Source organism: Salinibacterium sp. M195 (assembly GCF_019443965.1).
Classification (GTDB): Bacteria; Actinomycetota; Actinomycetes; order Actinomycetales; family Microbacteriaceae; genus Rhodoglobus.
This window is the reverse complement of record NZ_CP040814.1, coordinates 1,945,587-1,966,967: the sequence shown is the minus strand read 5'-3', so window position 1 is coordinate 1,966,967 and position 21,381 is coordinate 1,945,587. Positions and strand designations below refer to the sequence as shown.

Annotated in this window: 19 protein-coding genes; all 19 read right to left on the bottom strand. The window is 59.3% G+C overall.

The window, feature by feature from the left end; genetic code table 11:
* Positions 1-2: 2 nt before the first annotated feature.
* Positions 3-1,460, bottom strand: coding sequence for a glutamate synthase subunit beta (locus FFT87_RS09385; protein ID WP_219948481.1), 1,458 nt, complete (start codon positions 1,458-1,460; stop codon positions 3-5).
* Positions 1,453-6,027: a glutamate synthase large subunit gene (gene gltB / locus FFT87_RS09380; protein ID WP_219948480.1), complete on the bottom strand. Its 4,575-nt coding sequence runs from the start codon at positions 6,025-6,027 to the stop codon at positions 1,453-1,455. Before gltB ends, FFT87_RS09385 begins: the two co-directional genes overlap by 8 nt.
* A gap of 104 nt (positions 6,028-6,131) precedes the next feature.
* Positions 6,132-7,181, bottom strand: a complete 1,050-nt coding sequence (lgt, locus tag FFT87_RS09375) for a prolipoprotein diacylglyceryl transferase (RefSeq protein ID WP_219950775.1) — start codon at positions 7,179-7,181, stop codon at positions 6,132-6,134.
* A gap of 33 nt (positions 7,182-7,214) precedes the next feature.
* Positions 7,215-7,997 (bottom strand): tryptophan synthase subunit alpha, encoded by a 783-nt coding sequence (gene trpA / locus FFT87_RS09370; RefSeq protein ID WP_219948479.1) that lies wholly within the window; start codon positions 7,995-7,997, stop codon positions 7,215-7,217.
* A complete protein-coding gene (gene trpB, locus FFT87_RS09365; protein ID WP_219948478.1) occupies positions 7,997-9,244 on the bottom strand; it encodes a tryptophan synthase subunit beta in 1,248 nt (415 codons plus the stop codon). The genes trpA and trpB overlap by 1 nt, the downstream gene beginning before the upstream one ends.
* Positions 9,244-10,014 carry an indole-3-glycerol phosphate synthase TrpC gene (gene trpC / locus FFT87_RS09360; RefSeq protein ID WP_219948477.1) on the bottom strand — a complete coding sequence of 257 codons (771 nt, stop codon included), beginning with the start codon at positions 10,012-10,014 and terminating at the stop codon, positions 9,244-9,246. The genes trpB and trpC overlap by 1 nt, the downstream gene beginning before the upstream one ends.
* Before the next feature lies 1 nt (position 10,015).
* The gene (locus FFT87_RS09355) at positions 10,016-10,246 is read right to left on the bottom strand and encodes a DUF6704 family protein (RefSeq protein WP_219948476.1); all 231 of its coding nucleotides are present in this window, start codon (positions 10,244-10,246) and stop codon (positions 10,016-10,018) included.
* A gap of 60 nt (positions 10,247-10,306) precedes the next feature.
* Entirely contained in the window at positions 10,307-10,876 is a 570-nt protein-coding gene (locus FFT87_RS09350) for a Trp biosynthesis-associated membrane protein (RefSeq protein WP_219948475.1), read from the bottom strand.
* A complete protein-coding gene (locus FFT87_RS09345) occupies positions 10,873-12,399 on the bottom strand; it encodes an anthranilate synthase component I (protein ID WP_219948474.1) in 1,527 nt (508 codons plus the stop codon). Before FFT87_RS09345 ends, FFT87_RS09350 begins: the two co-directional genes overlap by 4 nt.
* Complete coding sequence (gene hisI / locus FFT87_RS09340) at positions 12,392-12,769, bottom strand: phosphoribosyl-AMP cyclohydrolase (RefSeq protein WP_219948473.1); 378 nt, start codon at positions 12,767-12,769, stop codon at positions 12,392-12,394. The genes FFT87_RS09345 and hisI overlap by 8 nt, the downstream gene beginning before the upstream one ends.
* The gene (gene hisF, locus FFT87_RS09335; RefSeq protein ID WP_219948472.1) at positions 12,766-13,518 is read right to left on the bottom strand and encodes an imidazole glycerol phosphate synthase subunit HisF; all 753 of its coding nucleotides are present in this window, start codon (positions 13,516-13,518) and stop codon (positions 12,766-12,768) included. The genes hisI and hisF overlap by 4 nt, the downstream gene beginning before the upstream one ends.
* A 2-nt stretch (positions 13,519-13,520) precedes the next feature.
* Positions 13,521-14,360: an ATP phosphoribosyltransferase gene (gene hisG, locus FFT87_RS09330; protein WP_219948471.1), complete on the bottom strand. Its 840-nt coding sequence runs from the start codon at positions 14,358-14,360 to the stop codon at positions 13,521-13,523.
* 43 nt (positions 14,361-14,403) lie between these two features.
* Positions 14,404-14,667 carry a phosphoribosyl-ATP diphosphatase gene (locus tag FFT87_RS09325; protein WP_219948470.1) on the bottom strand — a complete coding sequence of 88 codons (264 nt, stop codon included), beginning with the start codon at positions 14,665-14,667 and terminating at the stop codon, positions 14,404-14,406.
* A gap of 60 nt (positions 14,668-14,727) precedes the next feature.
* Positions 14,728-15,102: an FKBP-type peptidyl-prolyl cis-trans isomerase gene (locus FFT87_RS09320; RefSeq protein WP_219948469.1), complete on the bottom strand. Its 375-nt coding sequence runs from the start codon at positions 15,100-15,102 to the stop codon at positions 14,728-14,730.
* Positions 15,103-15,180: 78 nt separating this feature from the next.
* Positions 15,181-15,843: a ribulose-phosphate 3-epimerase gene (gene rpe, locus FFT87_RS09315; protein ID WP_219948468.1), complete on the bottom strand. Its 663-nt coding sequence runs from the start codon at positions 15,841-15,843 to the stop codon at positions 15,181-15,183.
* A gap of 13 nt (positions 15,844-15,856) precedes the next feature.
* On the bottom strand, positions 15,857-17,221 hold the full coding sequence (locus tag FFT87_RS09310; protein ID WP_219948467.1) for an RsmB/NOP family class I SAM-dependent RNA methyltransferase: 1,365 nt from the start codon (positions 17,219-17,221) through the stop codon (positions 15,857-15,859).
* Entirely contained in the window at positions 17,218-18,138 is a 921-nt protein-coding gene (gene fmt, locus FFT87_RS09305; RefSeq protein ID WP_219950774.1) for a methionyl-tRNA formyltransferase, read from the bottom strand. The genes FFT87_RS09310 and fmt overlap by 4 nt, the downstream gene beginning before the upstream one ends.
* Positions 18,139-18,192: 54 nt before the next feature.
* The gene (locus FFT87_RS09300) at positions 18,193-20,169 is read right to left on the bottom strand and encodes a primosomal protein N' (protein ID WP_219948466.1); all 1,977 of its coding nucleotides are present in this window, start codon (positions 20,167-20,169) and stop codon (positions 18,193-18,195) included.
* Positions 20,170-20,171: 2 nt separating this feature from the next.
* Complete coding sequence (gene metK / locus FFT87_RS09295; protein WP_219948465.1) at positions 20,172-21,368, bottom strand: methionine adenosyltransferase; 1,197 nt, start codon at positions 21,366-21,368, stop codon at positions 20,172-20,174.
* Between the last annotated feature and the right edge of the window lie 13 nt (positions 21,369-21,381).

Below are 21,381 nucleotides of genomic sequence, written 5' to 3'. Positions count from 1 at the left end.
AGCTAGATGGTCATGCCACGATCGCTTGGCGAAACGGGGAATGGCAGTTGCGTCTCCCCTTCAAGGTAGCGATCAACGGCGGATGCCGCAGCCCTGCCTTCCGCAATGGCCCACACGATCAACGACTGACCCCGACCGGCATCTCCGACGACGTAAACGCCAGGGGTGTCACTCTGGTAGTCAGCATCTCGAGTGAGATTGCCGCGATCATCTGAGGCCAAGGGCAATTGCTTGCTGAGGGAATCGGTCTCAGGGCCGGTAAATCCGAGGGCGAGAAGAACGAGGTCAGCGGCGATTTCGCGCTCGGTTCCCTCTTTCGGAACTCGCCGACCATCGACGAACTCAGTCTCTGCGACCTTGATCGCACGAACTTCGCCAACAGCATTGGTCACGAATTCGACGGTCGATGCCAAGTAAAGACGTTCGCCGCCCTCTTCATGGGCGCTCGACACTTCAAACAGGGTCGCAGTAAGGGGCCACGGCTGGTGTTCGGGTCGCTCCGCCGGCGGCTGAACGCCAATTGCAAGGTTGGTGACCGAGAGCGCACCTTGACGATGTGCCGTACCGATGCAGTCAGCGCCGGTATCGCCACCGCCAAGAACGACGACGTGCTTGCCTTCCGCTGTGACTTGTTCGCTGACGGTATCGCCAGCAACAGCCTTGTTCGACTGAACAAGGTACTCCATGGCGTAGTGCACGCCGAGTGAGTCGCGCCCGGGGACGGGCAGATCGCGCGGAACAGTGGAACCAGTGGCGATGACCACTGCGTCATAGCGTGAACGCAGATCGTTCCACGAAATATCGACGCCAATGGTCACGCCGGCGCGGAACCGAGTTCCTTCCGCCTGCATCTGAGCGAGCCGCAACTCAATGTGGCGCTTCTCCATTTTGAAGTCAGGGATGCCGTAGCGGAGCAATCCACCAATGCGGTCTTCACGTTCAAACACCGCAACGGTGTGACCCGCTCGCGTCAATTGCTGAGCAGCGGCCAAACCCGCAGGGCCAGAGCCGACGACGGCCACAGTCTTTCCTGTCAAACGTCCGGGGGGATGCGGTGTCACGTTTCCGTCAGCGAACGCCTGATCAATGATCGAGACTTCGATCTGCTTAATGGTGACAGCCGGCTGATTGATTCCCAGAACGCATGAACTTTCGCACGGCGCTGGGCACAGCCGTCCGGTGAACTCAGGGAAGTTGTTCGTTGCATGAAGCCGTTCGATGGCCTCGGCGCCCTCTCCGCGGCGCATGAGGTCGTTCCATTCCGGGATCAAGTTGCCGAGCGGGCAGCCTTGATGGCAGAACGGCACGCCACAATCCATGCAGCGACCAGCCTGACGAGCCAGTTGCCCAGATTCTTGTTGTTCGTAAACTTCTTTGAAATCCATCAGTCGCAGACTGACTGGACGGCGCTTCGGAAGCTCGCGCTCTTGTACCTTGAGGAATCCCTTGGGATCAGCCACCGGTTACCTCCTTGATTCGTGCCCAGGTGACGTCCCCATCGGGGTCAAGTCCCTCGGCCAGTGCGGTTGCTCGAGTCTGAATCACTGCCGCGTAGTCGCGCGGCGTGACCTTCGTGAACTGGGCTGCCGTGGCATCCATGTCGGTGAGCATTCGCTCGGCAACAACCGACCCAGTCTCTTCGAAATGGCGCTCGAGAAGATCTTTTACGATTTCGCTGTCGGCGCTGCCGAGCCCGCTCAGCACCAATTCTCCTGAGCTCAGCGAGTCGCCATTAACGCGTTCTTCACGCAACTGATGAATGTACGCGGTTCCGCCGGACATGCCGGCACCGAGGTTGCGACCTGTTGCGCCGAGTACAAGCACCAGACCGCCAGTCATGTATTCGAGAGCGTGGTCGCCGACACCTTCAGCAACTGCAGTAGCACCAGAGTTGCGCACCATGAAACGTTCGCCGACCTTGCCACGAATGAAGATGCTGCCACTAGTCGCGCCATAGCCGATCACGTTTCCCGCGATCACGTTCTGCTCCGCCGCGAAGGTACTTGTGAGATCGGGCCGCACGACGACAGAACCGCCCGAAAGTCCCTTGCCGACGTAGTCATTGCTATCACCGTAAAGCTTCAACGAAATTCCGGCAGGAACAAATGCACCGAGTGATTGGCCAGCCGAGCCGTGCAAGGTGATCGCTATCGTGTCAGCGGGAAGTCCGTGCTCGCCATGTCGACGAGTAACTTCGTGCCCCAGCATTGTTCCGACTGCACGGTCCGTGTTGCGAATCGGCAGATCGATCTTCACGGGAGTCTTGTTCGTGAGGGCTTCTTGGCTCAAGGAGATGAGCTTCTGATCGAAATGCTCGTCGAGCTCATGGTCTTGAGCCACCGACTGGGTGCGAGGCTCGTCGTCCGCAAACTGCGGCCCCTCGAACACCGGCGAGAGATCGAGTCCGTCGGACTTCCAGTGCGAAATCGCCCGATTTGTGTTGAGAAGCTCGCTGTGACCGATCGCATCCTGAAGGCTGCGGAATCCCAGTTCAGCCAAGTACTCGCGCACTTCTTGAGCGAGGAACTCAAAGAAATTGACGATGAACTCTGGCTTACCCGTGAAGCGTTCACGCAATTCCGGGTTCTGAGTGGCAACACCAACCGGACAGGTATCGAGATGACACACCCTCATCAAGATGCAGCCAGAAACGACGAGTGGCGCTGTAGCGAACCCGTACTCCTCTGCACCCAGGAGCGCGCCGATGATCACGTCACGGCCCGTCTTCATCTGTCCGTCAACCTGAACAGTTACGCGGTCGCGCATACCGTTGAGCATGAGAGTCTGCTGGGTTTCGGCCAGTCCGATTTCCCATGGCGTTCCCGCATGCTTGAGCGAGTTAAGCGGACTTGCACCCGTGCCACCGTCGTGGCCGGAGACCAGCACAACATCGGCCTTCGCCTTCGTAACGCCGGCAGCAACGGCACCGATACCTTTTTGACTCACGAGCTTGACGTGCACTCGCGCTGACGGGTTCGAACGCTTGAGGTCAAAGATCAATTGCTTGAGGTCTTCAATGGAATAGATGTCATGGTGCGGAGGTGGCGAAATAAGTCCAACACCTGGCGTGCCGTGGCGAGTGCGCGCGATCCAGGGATAGACCTTGCTTGCGGGCAGCTGGCCACCCTCGCCAGGCTTCGCACCCTGAGCCATCTTGATTTGAATGTCATCCGCGTGCGTCAGGTACATACTCGTGACCCCGAAGCGACCGGAGGCGACTTGCTTGATGGAACTCCGACGCGAGGGGTCGAGCAAGCGCTCAACGTCTTCGCCACCTTCACCGGTGTTCGAACGGGCACCTAGCTGGTTCATCGCAATTGCGAGAGTCTCATGCGCCTCTTTGCTTATCGAGCCATAGCTCATCGCCCCAGTGCTAAAACGCTTGACAATACTGGCGACGGACTCGACCTCATCAATCGGTACCGCGGTGCGGCCCTCGGTATTGAAGGCAAAAAGACCGCGAAGAGTCATCAAGCTTTCCGCTTGTTCGTCAACCTTCGACGTGTATTCGCGGAAAATGTCGTAACGGCGGGTTCGCGTTGCGTGCTGCAACTTGAACACGGTTTCAGGGTTAAACAGGTGTGGCGGACCGTCGCGGCGCCATTGGTACTCGCCCCCGGTATTGAGCCGTTCGTGAACCGTAGGGGCACGGTCTTCGGGATACGCAGCCATGTGACGGGCTGCATTCTCCTGAGCAATTACATCGAGACCAATGCCACCAAGAATGCTCTTCGTTCCCGTGAAGTACAGATCAACGAATGCCTGAGAAAGTCCCACCGCTTCGAAGGCCTGAGCGCCCGCGTATGAGCTCACTACGGAGATGCCCATCTTCGACATGATCTTCAGCACACCCTTGCCGAGCGCGGTGATGAGGTTACGAACGGCCTTCTCCGGGCTCACGTCCGTAATCGTGCCATTGCGCACGAGCTCTTCAGCGGTCTCCATCGCCAAATAGGGGTTGATCGCCGAGGCACCATAGCCGACCAAAAGCGCAACGTGATGCACTTCACGAACGTCGCCTGCCTCGACGATTAGGCCGACCTTCATTCGCTCCTGTTGGCGAATGAGATAGTGATGAACTGTTGCCAGCATCAACAACGACGGGATCGGCGCGAGGTCCTTGTTGGAGTCACGATCCGAAAGCACAATGAACTCCGCGCCAGAAGCAATCGCCTCGTCAGCCTCGACACACATTGCGTCCAAACGCGCTTCCATTGCGGAAGGGCCTGCGTCAACACGGTAAAGACCCTTGATGGTCTTCGCGAGCCGAGAGCCAGGATGCGGCTCAATGTGCTGAATTTTCGCCAACTCATCGTTATCGATTACCGGGAACGGAAGCGCTACCTGCTTGGCATGCTCCGGTGTTGCCGTCAAAAGGTTGCGCTGCGGGCCAACTCCCAAACGCATCGACGTAACTACGGCCTCACGGATGGAGTCAAGGGGCGGGTTAGTGACCTGCGCGAACTGTTGCGTGAAGTAATCGAAGAGTAGACGAGGACGATCGGACAGCACCGCAATCGGCGTGTCTGAGCCCATCGCGCCGAGCGGCTCTGCGCCCAGTCGAGACATCGGCTCGATCAGGATGCGTACTTCTTCCTCGGTGTAGCCAAAGGTACGCTGACGACGGGTGACCGACGCAGGCGTGTGCACAATGTGTTCACGCTCTGGCAGCTCTTCGAGCGCAATCCGACCGCTCTCGAGCCACTCGGCCCATGGCCGCGACGCCGCAAGTTCGGCCTTGATCTCGTCGTCTTCGATCAGACGCCCCGCTGCGGTATCTACCAAGAACATTTTTCCCGGACGAAGACGGCCCTTACGGACCACCTTGGTCGGTTCAACATCGAATACACCAATTTCGCTGGCGAGCACCACGAGACCGTCATCGGTAACAAGATAGCGTCCGGGGCGCAGACCATTGCGGTCGAGAGTAGCCCCGACGAGCGAACCATCGGTGAAAACGAGCGCGGCTGGGCCGTCCCACGGTTCCATCAACATTGAGTGGTACTCGTAAAATGCGCGGCGACGAGGGTCGGTATCGACCTGGTTCTCATACGCCTCGGGAACCATCATCATCATCGCGTGCGGTAGCGGGCGCCCTGCGAGGTTGAGCAGCTCGACGACCTCATCGAACGACGCCGAGTCGCTTGCGCCTGGAGTGTTGACGGGAAGGATGTCTTTGATATCTCCGAAGACAGCAGACTCGAGTTGTGACTGGCGGGCGCGCATCCAGTTTCGATTGCCCTGCACCGTGTTGATCTCACCGTTGTGAGCAGCCATACGGAAAGGCTGTGCCAGCGGCCATGACGGGAACGTATTCGTCGAATAGCGAGAGTGTACAAGCGCGAGCTTGGAGGCAAAGCGCTCATCCGAAAGATCGGGATAGAACGGCTCAAGCTGAAGCGTCGTCACCATGCCCTTGTAAGTGATGGTGCGGCACGAGAGCGACGGGAAATAGACGTGCAAGTCTCGTTCGGCACGCTTGCGCAGACGGTAAGTCTGGCGATCAAGGTGGATGCCGCGGAGCGTGCCCTTCAAGTCGATTCGCTTCGACTGGAGGAACAGCTGCTCAATAGCGGGCATTGCTCCTCGCGCAAGAGCTCCCAACTCGTCAGGCTGGATCGGCACAACACGCCAGCCCAAGACGGTGAGATCCTCTTCTGCCGCGAGCTTCTCGATGCCCGCCTTAACATCGTGGCGCGCCACGATGTCGAGAGGCAGGAATACATTGCCGACCGCATAGCGGCCGTCGCTTGGCAGCTCGAAATCTACGACATCTCGGAAGAATGCATCAGGAATCTGCGTCATGATCCCCGCACCGTCACCGGTACCAGCATCAGAACCCACTGCGCCGCGGTGCTCTAGGTTGCGCAAGGCCTCAAGCGCTGTCGCAATGATATCGTGCCCGGGCGTACCACGCAGCGTCGCGACCATGGCGAGGCCACAAGCATCTTTCTCATTGGACGGGTCGTACATTCCGGTTGCAGCAGGAATTGATCCGAAGCGTTCAAAGGGTGGGGTAACAGCCATGCTGTACCGTCCTCACGTTTATCTGGTGCGGAGAGGGACTTCAATGGCCCAGAGGTAAAATCAGAACCTGTTTCAGGCCTGAGGGAGCGGCCGCTTGTGGCGGACTACTGTGAAGCAGTGACGGGAGAATTCTCCTCGGCATCGTTGCCGACTATGTCGTGCTCAGAATAGGTTTCATCGGAGTTTACAACACCATCGGCGGTCCAGACGTGATCATCGACGTATGCGGTCTTCTCGACACCGGCATGGCGACGAGATTGAACAACGAACAAGATGACTCCGAGCAGCACCGTGAAGATCGCGCCCCAGACGTTAACCCGCAATCCGAGCAAGACCTCACTCGGGTCAATTCGAATCGACTCAAACCAGGCGCGGCCAATGCCGTACCAAATCATGTAGAGCGCCCACACCTTGCCCCACTGCAGCCGGATTGGTCCCGTAGCGGTGAACACGGGGAGGTTGAGACCAACCACGTGCTTCTTCACGAAACCGTACTGGCGCTCCATCGTGAGCAAAAAGACGATGCCGACGACGTTCCAGATCATTTCGTAAAGAAAAGTCGGGTGGAACAGAGTGTCAACAGGCAATCCGACGGGGATCGCCGAGTTTCCGGCCTCTACCTCAAGACCCCACGGCAAGGCAGTTGGTTGTCCGAAAAGCTCGTGGTTGAAGTAGTTACCGAGACGACCGACCGCTTGAGCGAGAAGCATGGCGGGAGCCAGAGCATCCGCGAAGCTCCAGAAACGGATGCCGGTGAGGCGAGCACCGATGTACGCACCAACAGCGCCACCAATCAGAGACCCGAAGATAGCGTTGCCGCCGTTCCAGATCCGAATGATTTCCCAGGGGTCCGCGCCCTCATAGAAGTAATCGCCTGGGTGAGTAAACACGTGGTACAAACGTGCGCCGACAAGGCCGAGAGGAACAGCCCAAATGATGACGTCGAGCACGACTCCGGGCTCAGCCCCGTGACGGGTCAAGCGACGCGAGGTCAACCATGTCGCGCCAATGATGCCAAGAAGAATGCAGATCGCGTAAGTATGGATGACGACCGTGCCGCCGAAATCAAGACCAATGTTGCTGAACCATTGCCCAAAGGGGAAGGTCACGAGCGTCGACCACGACTCTGGCGGGCTCGGAATACTTAAGGGCACAAATGACAAAACGGTCACCTTTCTGGACTGCGACTACGCAAGCGTACCGGTCGAAAGTGACGCTGCAGTTTTTGCCACTGCGCTCACACCACCGGTTGCCAGCGCGCTAACGAAAACAGAGCCAACGATTGCACCGTCGGCGTAGCTAAGAACTTCACGGACCTGGTCGGAAGTAGAAATGCCAAGGCCAACACACGCGCTGGTCGAGCCGGCGTCGCGGAGGCGAGCAACAAGCGTCTTCGCGGCAGTATCGACATCGGATCGTGCGCCAGTGATTCCCATGGTGGAAACCGCATAGACGAAACCAGTACTCGCTTCGACGGCACGCACTAATCGCGCATCACTCGATGATGGTGCCGCCAAGAACACCCGGTCTAGTCCGGTGCGTTGAGAGGCAGAAATCCACTCCGCGGCCTCATCGCTGACGAGGTCGGGCGTAATAATTCCTGCTCCCCCAGCAGCCGTGAGCTCATCGGCGAAACGATCGACGCCGAACTGCATTATGGGGTTCCAATAGCTCATCAACATCACGGGCGTCGAGACACGCGACGTAATTGCCGCCACCGCATCAAATCCGTCTTGGAGCCGAAATCCGTTAGCGAGTGCCTGTTGGGTGGCCTTCTGAATGGCAGGGCCATCCATGACGGGATCGGAGTACGGCAACCCGAGTTCGATGACGTCAACACCATTTTCGGCGAGAGCAACCGCCGCATCAATACTGTCGGCGATGGTGGGAAAACCAACAGGAAGATAGCCGATAAGCGCACCGGCGCGATCACGATTGGCCTGGGCGATCGTCTGTTCTACAACGCTCATTACTTCTCCTCCGAAACCGGCTTCGCGGCAGACTCAGCGGCTGACGCATCGGCGGCGGCATCGATGAGGTCAAAGTACGCTGCGGCAGTTTCCATGTCTTTGTCGCCGCGGCCACTGAGGTTGACCAAAATTACTGAATCTGGACCAAGCTGTTTTCCGAGATCGAGGGCACCGGCCAGGGCATGAGCTGATTCGATTGCGGGAATGATTCCCTCGGTTCTGCTCAGCAGGCGTAGGGCGTTCATCGCTTCAGCATCGGTAATTGGCAAATAGTTTGCACGACCGATGTCTTTTAGCCACGAGTGCTCCGGACCAACACCCGGATAATCGAGCCCCGCTGAAATCGAGTGAGATTCGACGGTCTGGCCGTCTTCGTCCTGCAGCATGTAGCTCCGTGCTCCATGAAGCACTCCAGGACGCCCCCGGGTGAGAGTTGCTGCGTGACGTTCGGTCAGGTGACCTTCCCCCGCAGCCTCGTAGCCGTAGAGCGCAACATCCGCGTCGTCGAGGAACGCGTGGAAAATTCCCATAGCGTTGCTGCCGCCTCCAACACATGCCACAACAGCGGTCGGAAGTGCCCCGGTGAGTTCGACAACCTGCTCGCGCGCCTCATCACCAATAACCTTGTGGAAGTCGCGAACCATGACCGGGAACGGATGAGGCCCCGCAACGGTTCCCAACAGATAGTGGGTGTCTTCGACGTTGGCGACCCAGTCGCGCAAGGCTTCGTTAATCGCATCTTTAAGCGTGCGGGAACCCGCAGTAACGGGAATCACTTCAGCGCCGAGGAGGCGCATCCGCGCGACGTTCAGGGCCTGGCGCTCGGTATCGACTTCGCCCATGTAAACGACACACGACATGCCAAAAAGCGCTGCGGCAGTTGCGGTAGCAACGCCATGTTGACCTGCGCCCGTCTCAGCAATCAACCTGGTCTTTCCGAGGCGACGAGCAAGCAAGGCCTGACCGAGCACGTTATTGATCTTGTGAGAGCCAGTGTGGTTGAGGTCTTCACGCTTCAAGATGACCCGGGCGCCACCAGCGTGCTCCGCAAAACGAGGCACCTCGGTAATGATCGAGGGTCGGCCGGTGTAGCTGGCATGAAGCTCGGCGAGTTCCTCTTGGAAGGAAGGATCGTTCTTTGCCTCGTTGTACGCGGCATCGAGCTCATCGAGAGCGGCGATCAGGGATTCGGGAACGAAACGTCCGCCAAATTCTCCAAAGTAGGGGCCTAATTCATCTCTCAGCATTAACAGTCCAAAAAGTCTTGCAGGGTGGCAATCGGGTCGCCAGTGACGAGTGCTTCTCCGACGAGAACCACATCTGCACCTGCTTTTCGATAGTGGGCGACATCCGCAGCAGATTTCACTGCAGACTCAGCAATACGAATTACGCCGCTCGGAATCTGATCCGCCAGTTCACCGAATAAGTTCTGGTCGAGTTCGAAGGTGCTCAGGTTGCGCGCATTCACGCCGACCAAACTCGCCCCAACATCCAAGGCGCGCGTGACCTCGTCAGCCGAGTGAGTCTCGACCAACGGAGTCATGCCTAGTTCAACGATCAAGTTATAGAGGGTCGAGAGGGTGCGCTGATCGAGGGCCGCCACAATGAGCAGCACAAGGTCGGCACCTGCTGCACGAGCCTCAAACACCTGATAGGGCTCGGCAACGAAGTCTTTACGCAGCACCGGAACACGCACGACCGACTTCACCGTGATGAGATCGTCAAGCGAACCGCCGAATCGTCGCTGTTCAGTCAGCACACTAATCGCGCTCGCGCCGCCGGTTTGATACGACAACGCCAGGGACGCAGGATCGCCTATTTCAGCAAGCGCGCCGCGCGAGGGACTTGACCGCTTGATTTCAGCAATGATGTGAACGCGCTCTCGTGGCGACAACGCATCGAGAGCATCCAATGCAGGAACGGCTGCTGAAGCAGCGCGCTCTACCGCAGCGAGGCTGACGGATTCACGACGGACGGCGGCATCTTCGAGCGCGCCGTCGACTAAATCGGAGAGCACTCTAGTTGTGAGACTTTACGGTGAGCTTGTCGCCACCGACGCCATAGCCAAGCTTTTTCAGCACTTGGCCAACTACGAGACCAACGACGACCAGTCCGGCCGACGCAAAAACGAGCCACGGTATAACGAACCAAAACGCGAAGGTTCCGATTGTGAACGCGACCAACATGATGACAACGGCAGTCCATGCCGCCGGCGAATTTCCGTGGCCGGGGTCAGTATCAGTACTCATCAGGCTCCATTCTTTGCTGATCCTAAATTCTAGCGGGAGTAAGGCGCACGGTTGTGCCACTCAACCGGCGGTTGGATCAATTCCTCTGCTTTGGGCGTCCCACTGCGAAGCAGGATCGTCCGCAACGATAGCGGTTTCGCGGTCGTACTTCTTGGTTGCGCGCGGCCAGTGATGCGCCGAAAAGGTGGCGAAGAGACCGAGAACGAGTAAGAGCGCTCCCGCGACAAGAGCGAGAACCGACCACCCGCTCGCGTTAACGGCAACGACCAGTCCAGGCAGCGAATCGGAGCCGCTGATACCCGTAGCTTGAGTTATCAACTCCCCGGACGCGAGCACAGGATCTGCCGTCGCCGCCACAACGACAGCAACAATAGCGCCGCCAACAATGGCAGCGAGAACACCGAGCACTCTCCGCACGACGAGCGATGAAAGGCTCAGGGCAGCAACGAGCGCAAACACTGCGAGGGCAAGGGCGGCAAGCGACCCTGCCGCGTCGCTCCCGAGCACCTCGACAATCGCACCATCGGTCAAGCTGATGGTGAACCAGGGCTGAGTCCACGACAACATCACCCCTGCCCCCAGAAGGACGAGCCCAGCAAGCACGATTGGTCGAGAGCGTTTCACAATCATGACGTCAGCTGCCGCATCGCATTGGCAACCGCAACAGCGCGCAACGGCGCTGCTGCCTTGTTCTGTGCCTCTTGATGTTCTGCGGCCGGGTCGGAATCCGCAACCAGACCAGCACCGGCCTGCACGCGCGCCATCCCATCAACGATCGTGACAGTGCGAATCGCGATGGCCAGATCGGCGTCGCCAGCGAAGTCGAAGTATCCAACAACTCCCCCATAAACGCCGCGTTGAGCTGGCTCAAGTTCATCGATGATCTCGAGGGCACGGGGCTTCGGCGCGCCGGAGAGGGTGCCAGCCGGGAAGGTGGCACGGAACACATCCACCGCGGTGGCACTCGGCAAGAGGTCACCTTCAACGGAGGAAACCAAGTGCATAATGTGGCTAAAACGCTCAACCTGCATGAACTCAGTGACCGCGACAGTGCCTGGGGTACACACTTTCAAGAGGTCGTTACGAGCCAAGTCGACGAGCATGAGGTGCTCGGCGCGCTCTTTGGTATCGGCGAGGAGTTCCTCTGCGAGTTCACGATCATGTTCTGTGTCCGCTCCACGGGGACGCGATCCCGCGATCGGATGCATATGAACCCGCTTTTGCGACACTTTGACGAGCGCCTCCGGGCTCGCCCCCACAATCGAATAAGGCCGACCGTCAACATCCACCAGCGAAAGCAAATACATGTACGGCGACGGGTTGAGTGTGCGAAGAACCCGATAGACATCGAGTGCGCTCGCGCTGAGCTCATGATCAAAGCGTTGCGAGATGACGACTTGGAAAACGTCGCCCTCGCGAATGAACTCTTTCGAGCGAGCGATGGACTGCGCGTACTGCTCAGGCGTTGTGCGGGCAATCGGAGCTGGCTCGGTCTCGATATCGACTTCAGCAAGGTAGGCATCAGTCGGACGGGCGAGCCCGGCTTGGAGGACATCCAGGCGCGACTGAGTTTCAGCCCACATGGTCGACTCGTCGACGACACCATCATTCAGCGCGCTCGAGATCAGCAACACAGTGCCAGTGCGATGATCGAGCACGACAAGATCAGAAACGAAACTGAGTGCCTGGCTAGGAACATCAAAGTCTGCCGGTGGGGCATCCGGAAGATTCTCGAGTTCCCGCACAGCCTCCCAGCCGATGAAACCCACCAGGCCGCCGGTGAGCGGCGGGTGGCCAGAAACTCGCGGTGTCTTCCAGCGCTCGTTGAGGTGCGCCAAAGCTTCCAATGGCGCGTTCGGGCAGTCGCTGCCGAGCACACGCTCCCGGGAAAGGCCGTAGTCGATCCACTCGACGCTGCCCTCATGTTGCGTCAGTACCCCGAAGCTAGCGACACCGACGAACGAAAAACGTGACCAGATTCCGCCTTGACCGGCAGACTCCAACAAGAATGTCCCTGGCTTTGCCTGCGCCAGCTTGCGATACACGCCGACGGGAGTCTCCCCATCCGCAAAAATTTGGCGGATGACGGGAACGACACGATTGCCCTCCCCGACAAGACGCTGAAACTCCGCGTGATCTGTGCTGTTAGTCATCGGAAAACCCCTGGTGAGGAGCTAGCGGATCGACGTCGAAACAGGAGTGCGCACCGGTGTGGCACGCTGGACCCACCTGCTCGACACCAACCAGGAGTGCATCCCGGTCGCAGTCAAGAGCAGCAGTGCGCACGTACTGACGGTGACCGCTGGTGTCGCCCTTGCGCCACAACTCTTGCCGACTACGGCTATAGAAGGTCACTCGACCTTCGGTGAGTGTACGTGTGAGCGCTTCAGCGTTCATGTAGCCCAGCATCAGCACTTCTTTGGTATCCCACTGCTGAATAATCGCCGGCAGCAAACCGTCGGCGGCAAACTGAGCCCGTTCAAGAACCTCTGACGCGGTGGCCGGGGTGAGTTCGTCGCTCATCGTGTAACCAATCCATGACCTCGAAGTGACTCTTTGACATCGCCGACCGTGAGCTGGCGACTGTGGAAAACGGATGCGGCAAGCACAGCGTCTGCGCCGGCCGCGAATGCGGGAGCAAAGTGTTCGACCGCGCCAGCGCCGCCGCTCGCGATAACCGGGACCGTTGCAAACTCGCTGATGGCCGAAACCAGTTCGAGGTCGAAGCCCTGTTTGGTTCCATCCGCGTCAATTGAATTAACGAGAAGCTCCCCAGCTCCACGCTCCATCACTTCGCGAGCCCAGTCGAGGGCATCGCGGTCAGTCTCCGTGCGGCCACCGTGGGTTGTCACGATCCATCCATCACCGCGGCGTTTGATGTCGAGACTCAGCACAAGCACCTGAGCTCCAAAGCGGTGGGCGATGTCATCGATGAGCTCAGGGCGGGCGATAGCAGCACTGTTAACACCAACCTTGTCCGCGCCGTTGGCGAGCAATTTTGATACGTCGTCCGGTGCCCGAACTCCCCCGCCAACCGTCAGCGGAATGAAAATCTGTTCGGCTGCGGATCGCACAACCTCATACATTGTCGCGCGGCCTTCGACGGTCGCTGTGACATCGAGGAACGTGACTTCGTCTGCACCCTGTTCGTAGTACAAACGGGCAAGAGACACGGGATCACCGGCATCGCGGAGATCCTTGAAATTCACCCCTTTGACCACTCGACCATCGGCAACATCGAGGCACGGAATGACCCGAACGGCGACAGCCATGACTAAATCCTCGCGGCGTGAATAGCGCTGACCAAGATTGCCCGCGCCCCGACTTCGTACAGGGCGTCCATGACGTGGTTGGTGTCCACCCGGCGAACCATCGAACGCACAGCGACCCACGCCGGATCCTGCAACGGCGAGACGGTCGGGCTCTCGATCCCGGGAGTGACCTTCGTTGCCGCCTCGAGAAACGCGACAGGAACGTCGTAGTCAATGAGCACATACTGGCGAGCAACGAGCACGCCCTGTAAACGACGCTTCAAGGTTGCGCCGCCGCTGACATCCTGACCTGAACTGATCAGCACGGCCGTGGAGTCGAGAATGACAGGCCCAAAGATCTCAAGCCCCTGTGCCCGAAGTGTCGATCCTGTCGAAACGACATCGGCCACGGCATCCGCCACGCCAAGTCGAATCGCGGACTCGACCGCACCATCGAGGCTTATCAGTTCTGCCTTGACCCCATTGCGCTCCAAAAAGGCACCGACGAGACCGGCATAGCTCGTGGCGACGCGCACTCCATTGAGATCAGAAAGCTCCGTATACCGGCCTGGTTCGCCAGCGAAACGGAACGTCGACGCGCCGAAATCAAGGCTGGCGATCTCGGATGCCGCAGAGCCAGAATCCAGCAGCAAGTCGCGGCCGGTGATTCCGACGTCGAGCGCCCCTGAACCTACATAGGTCGCGATATCGCGTGGGCGGAGATAGAAGAACTCGACGCCATTGCGCTCATCACGGACATTCAGCGCGCGTGGATCGCGGCGTCCGACATAGCCTGCTTCGTACAGCATTTCTGAAGCGATTTCACTCAGTGAACCCTTGTTGGGCACTGCAACTCTTAACATGGTTTCTCTCAGTCAATTGGTGCGAAAAGTGGGCGTAGACACATCACAGATGTCGCCACACGTCCTCAGGGCTGAGCCCTTTGGCAACCATCAGAACCTGAAGGTGGTAGATCAGTTGAGAGATTTCGTCTGCAGTCTCTTCGTCAGATTGGTACTCGGCTGCCATCCACACCTCGGCAGCTTCTTCCACAATCTTCTTGCCGATCGAATGCACACCGGCATCCAAGAGGGCAACCGAGCCAGAGTCGGCCGGACGGTCAACCGCTTTGCGGCTGAGCTCTGCAAAAAGTGCGTCAAAGTCTTTCACACGTCAAGGGTACCGCCCCGGAGGGCGGTCCCTTGCCGCGTGACGTCGAACGGGTGGTGACTAGTTCGTGCCGAGAAGGTCGATCACGAAGGTCAGGGTGCGTCCGGAGAGCTGATGTCCTCCGCCGGCGGGGCCGTAGGCGAGGTGCGGCGGGCAGATGAGCTGACGACGGCCGCCAACCTTCATGCCGGGAATTCCCTCTTGCCAGCCGCTGATGAGCGACGTGAGCGGAAAGTTGATGGACTCGCCACGACTCCATGAAGAATCGAATTCTTCGAGAGTCTCGAAGTCGACGCCCAAGTAGTGCACGTCTACGGTCGAGCCCGCGGATGCTTCGGCGCCGGTTCCTTCTACGATGTCGATAACGACGAGCTCAGTAGGCGCTTCGCCCTCATAGAACTCGACCTCTGGCTTAGATTTTCCTGATTCACTCATGTCACTAGTCAACCAGACCGCCGCGGTTGCGTCGTGACCTCACGCTCTCAAAGTGCTCGTGTTCGCTGTAAGCAGTTGCTAATGACGGTGAGCGCTTGCGCGTTCCCGAAGCTCAGAGACTCGCAACGAAGGATCATCTCCGCGATACACCGACGATCCAGCAACGAACGTATCTGCACCGGCGGCAGCGGCGATCTCGATTGTGCGTTCATCAACACCGCCGTCGACCTCAAGCCACACATCGAGGCCACGTTTGTCGACAAGCTCCCGCAATTTCTGGAGCTTCGGCATCGTTTCTTCCCTAAAGCTCTGGCCGCCGAAACCAGGCTCCACTGTCATCACCAAGACCTGATCGAACTCTTCGAGCAGCTCAAGATACGGCTCAATGGGCGTACCCGGCTTGACCGCGATGCCTGCCCGGGCGCCCTGCGACCGAAGGGTGCGGGCTAGTGCAACGGCATCCGCTGCAGCTTCGGCATGGAAGGTGACCCCGAACGCGCCGAGATCGGCATAGTCAGGCGCCCAGCGGTCAGGGTCACTGATCATCAAATGCACATCAAGTGGAATCTCTGAAACCTGCTGGATGCGTTCCGTCATTTGGAGACCGAACGTCAAGTTAGGAACGAAATGGTTATCCATGATGTCGACGTGCACGAAATCGGCATTCGAAATCTTCGCAATGTCGCGTTCAAGATTAACGAAATCGGCCGCGAGAATGCTGGGGTTAATTCGCACTGACATAGCGTGAACCTCTCTAGGAGTCGGCTTTTTCGAGGAGCTGAATGAACATGGCGTCTGTACCGTGGCGGTGCGGCCACAATTGAACGTGAGTGGCCTCAGGCAAATCGAGGGTGTCCTTCGTGAAACTCTGCACCACAGCAGGAGTATCCATCTTGGTGATTCCCTCTGCCTTGCGCAAAACAGAGCCGACAATCGCCTTGGTTTCAGCGGCGTGCGGCGAGCACGTGACATAGGCCAGCACCCCACCGGGCTTCAGCGCCTTGAGAGCAGACTGGAGCAGGGCCGTTTGGATAGCGCCCAACTGGGCGACATCACCAGGCTGCTTGCGCCAGCGTGCCTCAGGCCGACGACGCAAGGCTCCAAGACCCGTACAGGGCGCATCGAGCAGGATGCGGTCGAATTGCTCAGGATGTTCCTCCCCGATCTCAATACCGTCTTTCTCCCACACGACGGGAGGGGCATCGAACACGGCGAGAGCATTGCGCACGAGCTTCGCGCGAGCAGGCACAAGTTCGTTAGCGGTGAGCACAGCACCACCCTCGAGCGCCTCTGCTGCGAGCAGCGCAGCTTTTCCGCCAGGACCAGCACACATATCGAGCCAAGACTCCCCCGGCACAATCGGGCGTACCCGGCTAAGAGCGAGAGCCGCGATCTGCGATCCTTCGTCTTGGACCCTGGCGCGACCGGCGGCGATCGCGGCATTCTTGGCCGGGTCACCCTCGCGCAGTGTGCCACCAACCGGTGAATACTCCGTCGGGGTGACACCGATGTCGGCAACCGTGGAGAATCCTGGCAACGCCGCAACCGAGACCCGCGCCGGAACGTTATCGGCCGCGAGCAGCCCTTCAAGCTCAGCCTCCCGGCCCTCGGCAACCAGCACCTGCCGAAATGCTCGAGTAACCCAAAGCGGGTGAGAATACGACACAGCGAGGGCCTCTTCACCGGAGCTTGCGGCACCAATAACGCGCTCGCGCCACACGTCGGCATCGTGCTTCGTTATCGCCCGCAGCACTGCATTCACGAAGCCGACCGCAGAACGCGAGCCGATGGTCTTTGCCAAACGCACAGATTCATCGACGGCAGCATGCGAAGGCACCCTCATCGACAACAGCTGGTGTGTTGCCAATCGCAACACGTCAAGCACTGGCGGATCAATCTTGGCGACAGCACGGCCAGCAGCCTGAGCGATGACAGCATCGTAGTAGCCCTGCATTCGCAGCGTGCCATAGGTCAATTCGGTCGCGAGACCGGCATCTGCGCTCGATAGCTTCGCGCGTTCAATGTGAACGGGAAGGAGAAGGTTGGCGTACGCATCCGACTCGCGCACGGCCATGATGACGTCAAGCGCGACTCGACGGGCTGACTGTGCGTAGCTCATGAAGCCACCACCTCTGATTCTGAATTCAGGCCGCGCCACCAGGCTGCGGCATCCATTGCATTGCGGCCCTCAGGATGCACCCTGAGCAGCTCGATCGGTTGGGTGGCGGTTCCGACAAACACCTTCTTGCCCACAAACTCTATGCGTCCCGTAGGCAGAGCAGGCGTCTCCCGCGCGATTGCAGCTTCGAGAACTTTCAGGCGCTTGCCGTCGACCTGGGTTGAGGCACCTGGCTCGGGAGTGACACCGCGGATCTGATTGTGGACAGTCTGTGCCGGCTGAGACCAATCAATACGACCGTCATCCAGCAAAAGCTTGGGCGCCAAGGAGATCTCGCCGGACTGCGGCACTGCCTGAGCGCTGCCATCGGCGAGAGAGTTCACCACTTTTTCGAGCAGTGCTGCGCCGGAAAGCGAGAGCTGCTGCAGCAGGGCGCCAGCAGTCTGTTGAGCGCCAATCGGCGCCGTCAGGGTCGCAAAAATATCGCCAGCATCGAGCTTCTCAACGAGTTGAAAAACTGCGGCACCAGAAACCGTATCGCCGGCCATAATGGCGCGTTGAACGGGGGCAGCGCCGCGCCACTGGGGCAAGAGTGAAAAATGGAGGTTGATCCAGCCGAGGCGCGGAATGGTGAGAACATTCGCCGGGACCAGGCCGCCGTACGCCACGATCACACCAAGGTCGACATTGAGGTCAGCGATGGCGGCGCGTGCACTGTCATCGAGACGGTTCGCCCGAATAACGTCGATGCCCTCATGCTCAGCTCTCGCCGCGACCGGCGTCGGCGTCATCACTCGACGGCGCCCTTGCGCGGAATCCGTGCGGGTGAGAACCCCGACGACGTCGTGATCGCTCGCCAACAATGCGTCGAGACTCGGAACAGCTACCTCGGGGCTACCGGCAAAAAGAAGTCGCAAGGAAGTCATCCGCCAATTGTCTCGCGAAATTGCGGAAGAGTTCGCACCGTGTGCCTAGAGGTCAACAAAGGGCTCAAGATCGTCGAGATGAACGCGCAATCCTGGTGGTGGTTGACTAGCACGCGGCGCCCCCGGTTTGCGGCTGCTTCTCGACACTGTCGTCGCGGTAACCACGAGGGCTTTCAGCTGTTCGGCAACGGCAGCGCCGTTTTTATAGTCGAAGCGGATGATCGTGCGCACGAGGCCGTCTGCGAGATCAACCGGCCCCAAGACATCGAGCGGATCAATAGGCAATTGCTGGATAGCATCCGTCACGAGGCCGACCTTACCGGTGAGGGTCGCGACCCTGATTGCCGGAGGAAAGCGCAACTCGCGGCGGTCGACCAGCTCAGAACTCGCGAAGTCCTCCTGGCGCCACGTGACAAGAGCGGTGGCGAGAGAACCTCCCACTCCCACGATCACTGCTGGCGCGCCATCGGCGCCCAAGGCGATCGCATTCGACCACCAGCGAAGGCAATCTTCTGACACACGCAAGCTCTCTCGAGCCAACATTCCGGCGCCGTCGAGAAGCAACACCGCTCGGTAGCCACCCTCGGCGACCGGTTCAGCGCCACGGGTCGCAATAACGAGTGATGGCTCCGACGACACCGTCGTGACTTGATGGTCACCATCGGCAACGATGACGCGGTAGCCGGGAAAGGCACGGCCCAATTCGTCGGCAGTGCGCGCGCTACCCGATCCGACCATGCGCAACCGTGTTCCGTCGCACTCGCGACAACGCCACTTCACCGCTAGCGCTCCACACCAGACACAACTCGGAGTTGCGGATGCCGAACGCTGCGCGAGCGGTCCGGCACAGGTCGTACAGCGCGCAGTGTGGGCGCAATCAGCGCAGGCTAGCCGTGGCGCGTAACCTGGCCGCGCAACTTGAACCAGCACGGGGCCCTCATCGAGCCCAGCGCGTGCTGCTTTCCACGCTGCTGACGGGATCCGGGCGATCGCCGCCAAGCGATCCTGACTGACCTGGTTGGCAGACGGTATGACCTTTGGCGGTCTAATTCCCCCCGGGCTCATCGAGCCGAGCCATCCAACTTCGACGAGGCGTTGCACTTCAGTGCTGCGGGAATGGCTGAGGAAAACTAAGGCGCACTTCTGCTGTTCTTGACGAAGTAGTGCTGCGTCTCTGGTGTGGATGTACGGCGAAAGGTTCTCGCTGTAGAGCGAGTCGCCGTCGTCCCACACCACAATCAGCCCCAAGCGCGTTGCCGGGGCATACACGGCAGATCTATTGCCAATGATCACAAAGGGGCTGCCGTCATGTGTTCTCAAAAAGTTGCCGTACCGACGTTGCACACTTTGACGGGCATCGAGGCGAAGAATTCGATCTTCGGGGAGAAGGGCAGCGACTGCGGCCTCGAGCTGCTCCTGATCGCGAAAGTCGGGCGTGGCAAGAATAGCGGTCGCGCCGCGTGCGAGCGACTGAGCTGCGAGTTCAGCCATCGTGACGGCCCAACGTCCAACCCACCGCCCTGGTGAGACTTCAACAACTCCGGTGGGGGCCGACAGCGCCGCGCGTTTGTTTGCCGACAAAAGCGTGGTGATAGAGCCCTCATCAAAGTAGCTGACGGGCAGGATGGGGCCGGAGTGATCATAGCCAACAGCGGAAGGAGCCGCGAGCGTTTTCTCCGCTCGAGCATGGCGCTTAGGGATTCCTAGGCGTAAAACATCGGAGGCGTTGCCTGCCGCCCGATCCGCTGCGGCGCGCGCGAGCTTCCAGACTTCGGGGGCTAACACCGGAAACGGAGAAATGACCGTATCGAGTTCACTGAGTTTGCCTGTGTATCCCACCGTGTCGGTGAGTTCAACAATCCATCCCTCGACCAATCGTCCGAGAGATTTCAGCGGTGCCTTGACCCGAACACCCACATGAGCCTCTTCGCGAAGCTTCTCAGGGATTGCGTAGTCGAAAAGCCTGTCGAGCTGTGGCAGCGGAGAGTCAATGAGCACCCGTGCGATGGATGCTTCGGTCATCTCTAGAGCCCGGCAGCCCTGCGAAGAGCCTCGACGCGGTCGAGACGCTCCCACGTGAACTCGGGGAGCTCGCGACCGAAGTGGCCGTAGGTGGCCGTCTTCGCGTAAATAGGTCGCAACAAATCGAGATCGCGGATGATGGCGCCAGGACGCAGGTCGAACACCTCGTGAATTGCGCCAAGAATTGCTTCGTCAGACACATGCCCGGTTCCAAAAGTTTCGACGAAGAGACTCACAGGTGCAGCGCGGCCAATGGCATAGGCGATCTGAATTTCGAGACGATCTGCCAGCCCAGCCGCGACAGCATTCTTTGCGACCCACCGCATCGCGTACGTTGCAGAGCGGTCCACTTTAGAAGGGTCTTTGCCGCTGAAAGCTCCGCCGCCGTGACGAGACGCTCCCCCGTAGGTATCGACAATCACCTTGCGGCCGGTGACACCAGCGTCGCCCTGCGGCCCGCCGATCTCAAAACGGCCACTCGGGTTCACGATCGCTTTCATCCGATCAAGGTCGAGACCGGAGCTTTCGGCAATTGGCCGAACGACGAGTTCTTCGATCTCCTCACGCAACTGAGCGGTCGAAATGTGGGGCGAGTGCTGAGTCGAGAGAACGACAGTCTCGATGCTGCGGGGAACTGAGCCTTCGTAGCCGATCGTCACTTGAGTCTTGCCGTCTGGCCGAAGGTAATCGACAAGCCCGTCTTTGCGCACCTGAGCCAAGCGTTCCGCCATTCGATGCGCAAACCACACGGGAGCGGGCATCAGCTGCGGGGTTTCGGTGGTCGCATAGCCGAACATGACACCCTGGTCACCGGCACCAAGCAGATCGAGAGAATCTTGGGAATTGCCTTCGCGGGTTTCCAGAGCACGGTCAACACCCTGGGCGATGTCGGGCGACTGAGCACCGATAGAAATTGACACACCGCAGGAACGACCGTCGAACCCGACAGCCGAAGAGTTGTAGCCGATGTCTGAGATACGGTCGCGCACAATGGCAGGAATATCGGCGTACGCGGATGTTGTGACCTCGCCAGCGACATGAACGAGACCGGTCGTCACCAAAGTCTCAACCGCGACGCGAGCGTTCGGGTCGTCCCTGAGCAGCGCATCAAGAATGCTGTCGCTAATCTGATCACAGATCTTGTCTGGATGTCCCTCGGTAACGGACTCCGAGGTGAAGGTGCGCAGGGGCGAAGTCATAAGCCGTCTCCGG

What these genes read in the sequence shown, in the direction of transcription:
- FFT87_RS09300 (WP_219948466.1), bottom strand. Translation starts at nt 20,169, where the DNA reads ATGACCGAAGCATCCATCGCACGGGTGCTCATTGACTCTCCGCTGCCA.
- trpA (WP_219948479.1), bottom strand. Translation starts at nt 7,997, where the DNA reads ATGAGCGTTGTAGAACAGACGATCGCCCAGGCCAATCGTGATCGCGCC.
- rpe (WP_219948468.1), bottom strand. Translation starts at nt 15,843, where the DNA reads ATGTCAGTGCGAATTAACCCCAGCATTCTCGCGGCCGATTTCGTTAAT.
- gltB (WP_219948480.1), bottom strand. Translation starts at nt 6,027, where the DNA reads ATGGCTGTTACCCCACCCTTTGAACGCTTCGGATCAATTCCTGCTGCA.
- FFT87_RS09355 (WP_219948476.1), bottom strand. Translation starts at nt 10,246, where the DNA reads ATGAGTACTGATACTGACCCCGGCCACGGAAATTCGCCGGCGGCATGG.
- trpB (WP_219948478.1), bottom strand. Translation starts at nt 9,244, where the DNA reads ATGCTGAGAGATGAATTAGGCCCCTACTTTGGAGAATTTGGCGGACGT.
- FFT87_RS09320 (WP_219948469.1), bottom strand. Translation starts at nt 15,102, where the DNA reads ATGAGTGAATCAGGAAAATCTAAGCCAGAGGTCGAGTTCTATGAGGGC.
- hisI (WP_219948473.1), bottom strand. Translation starts at nt 12,769, where the DNA reads ATGAGCGACGAACTCACCCCGGCCACCGCGTCAGAGGTTCTTGAACGG.
- hisG (WP_219948471.1), bottom strand. Translation starts at nt 14,360, where the DNA reads ATGTTAAGAGTTGCAGTGCCCAACAAGGGTTCACTGAGTGAAATCGCT.
- hisF (WP_219948472.1), bottom strand. Translation starts at nt 13,518, where the DNA reads ATGGCTGTCGCCGTTCGGGTCATTCCGTGCCTCGATGTTGCCGATGGT.
- metK (WP_219948465.1), bottom strand. Translation starts at nt 21,368, where the DNA reads ATGACTTCGCCCCTGCGCACCTTCACCTCGGAGTCCGTTACCGAGGGA.
- FFT87_RS09345 (WP_219948474.1), bottom strand. Translation starts at nt 12,399, where the DNA reads ATGACTAACAGCACAGATCACGCGGAGTTTCAGCGTCTTGTCGGGGAG.
- FFT87_RS09350 (WP_219948475.1), bottom strand. Translation starts at nt 10,876, where the DNA reads ATGATTGTGAAACGCTCTCGACCAATCGTGCTTGCTGGGCTCGTCCTT.
- FFT87_RS09310 (WP_219948467.1), bottom strand. Translation starts at nt 17,221, where the DNA reads ATGAGCTACGCACAGTCAGCCCGTCGAGTCGCGCTTGACGTCATCATG.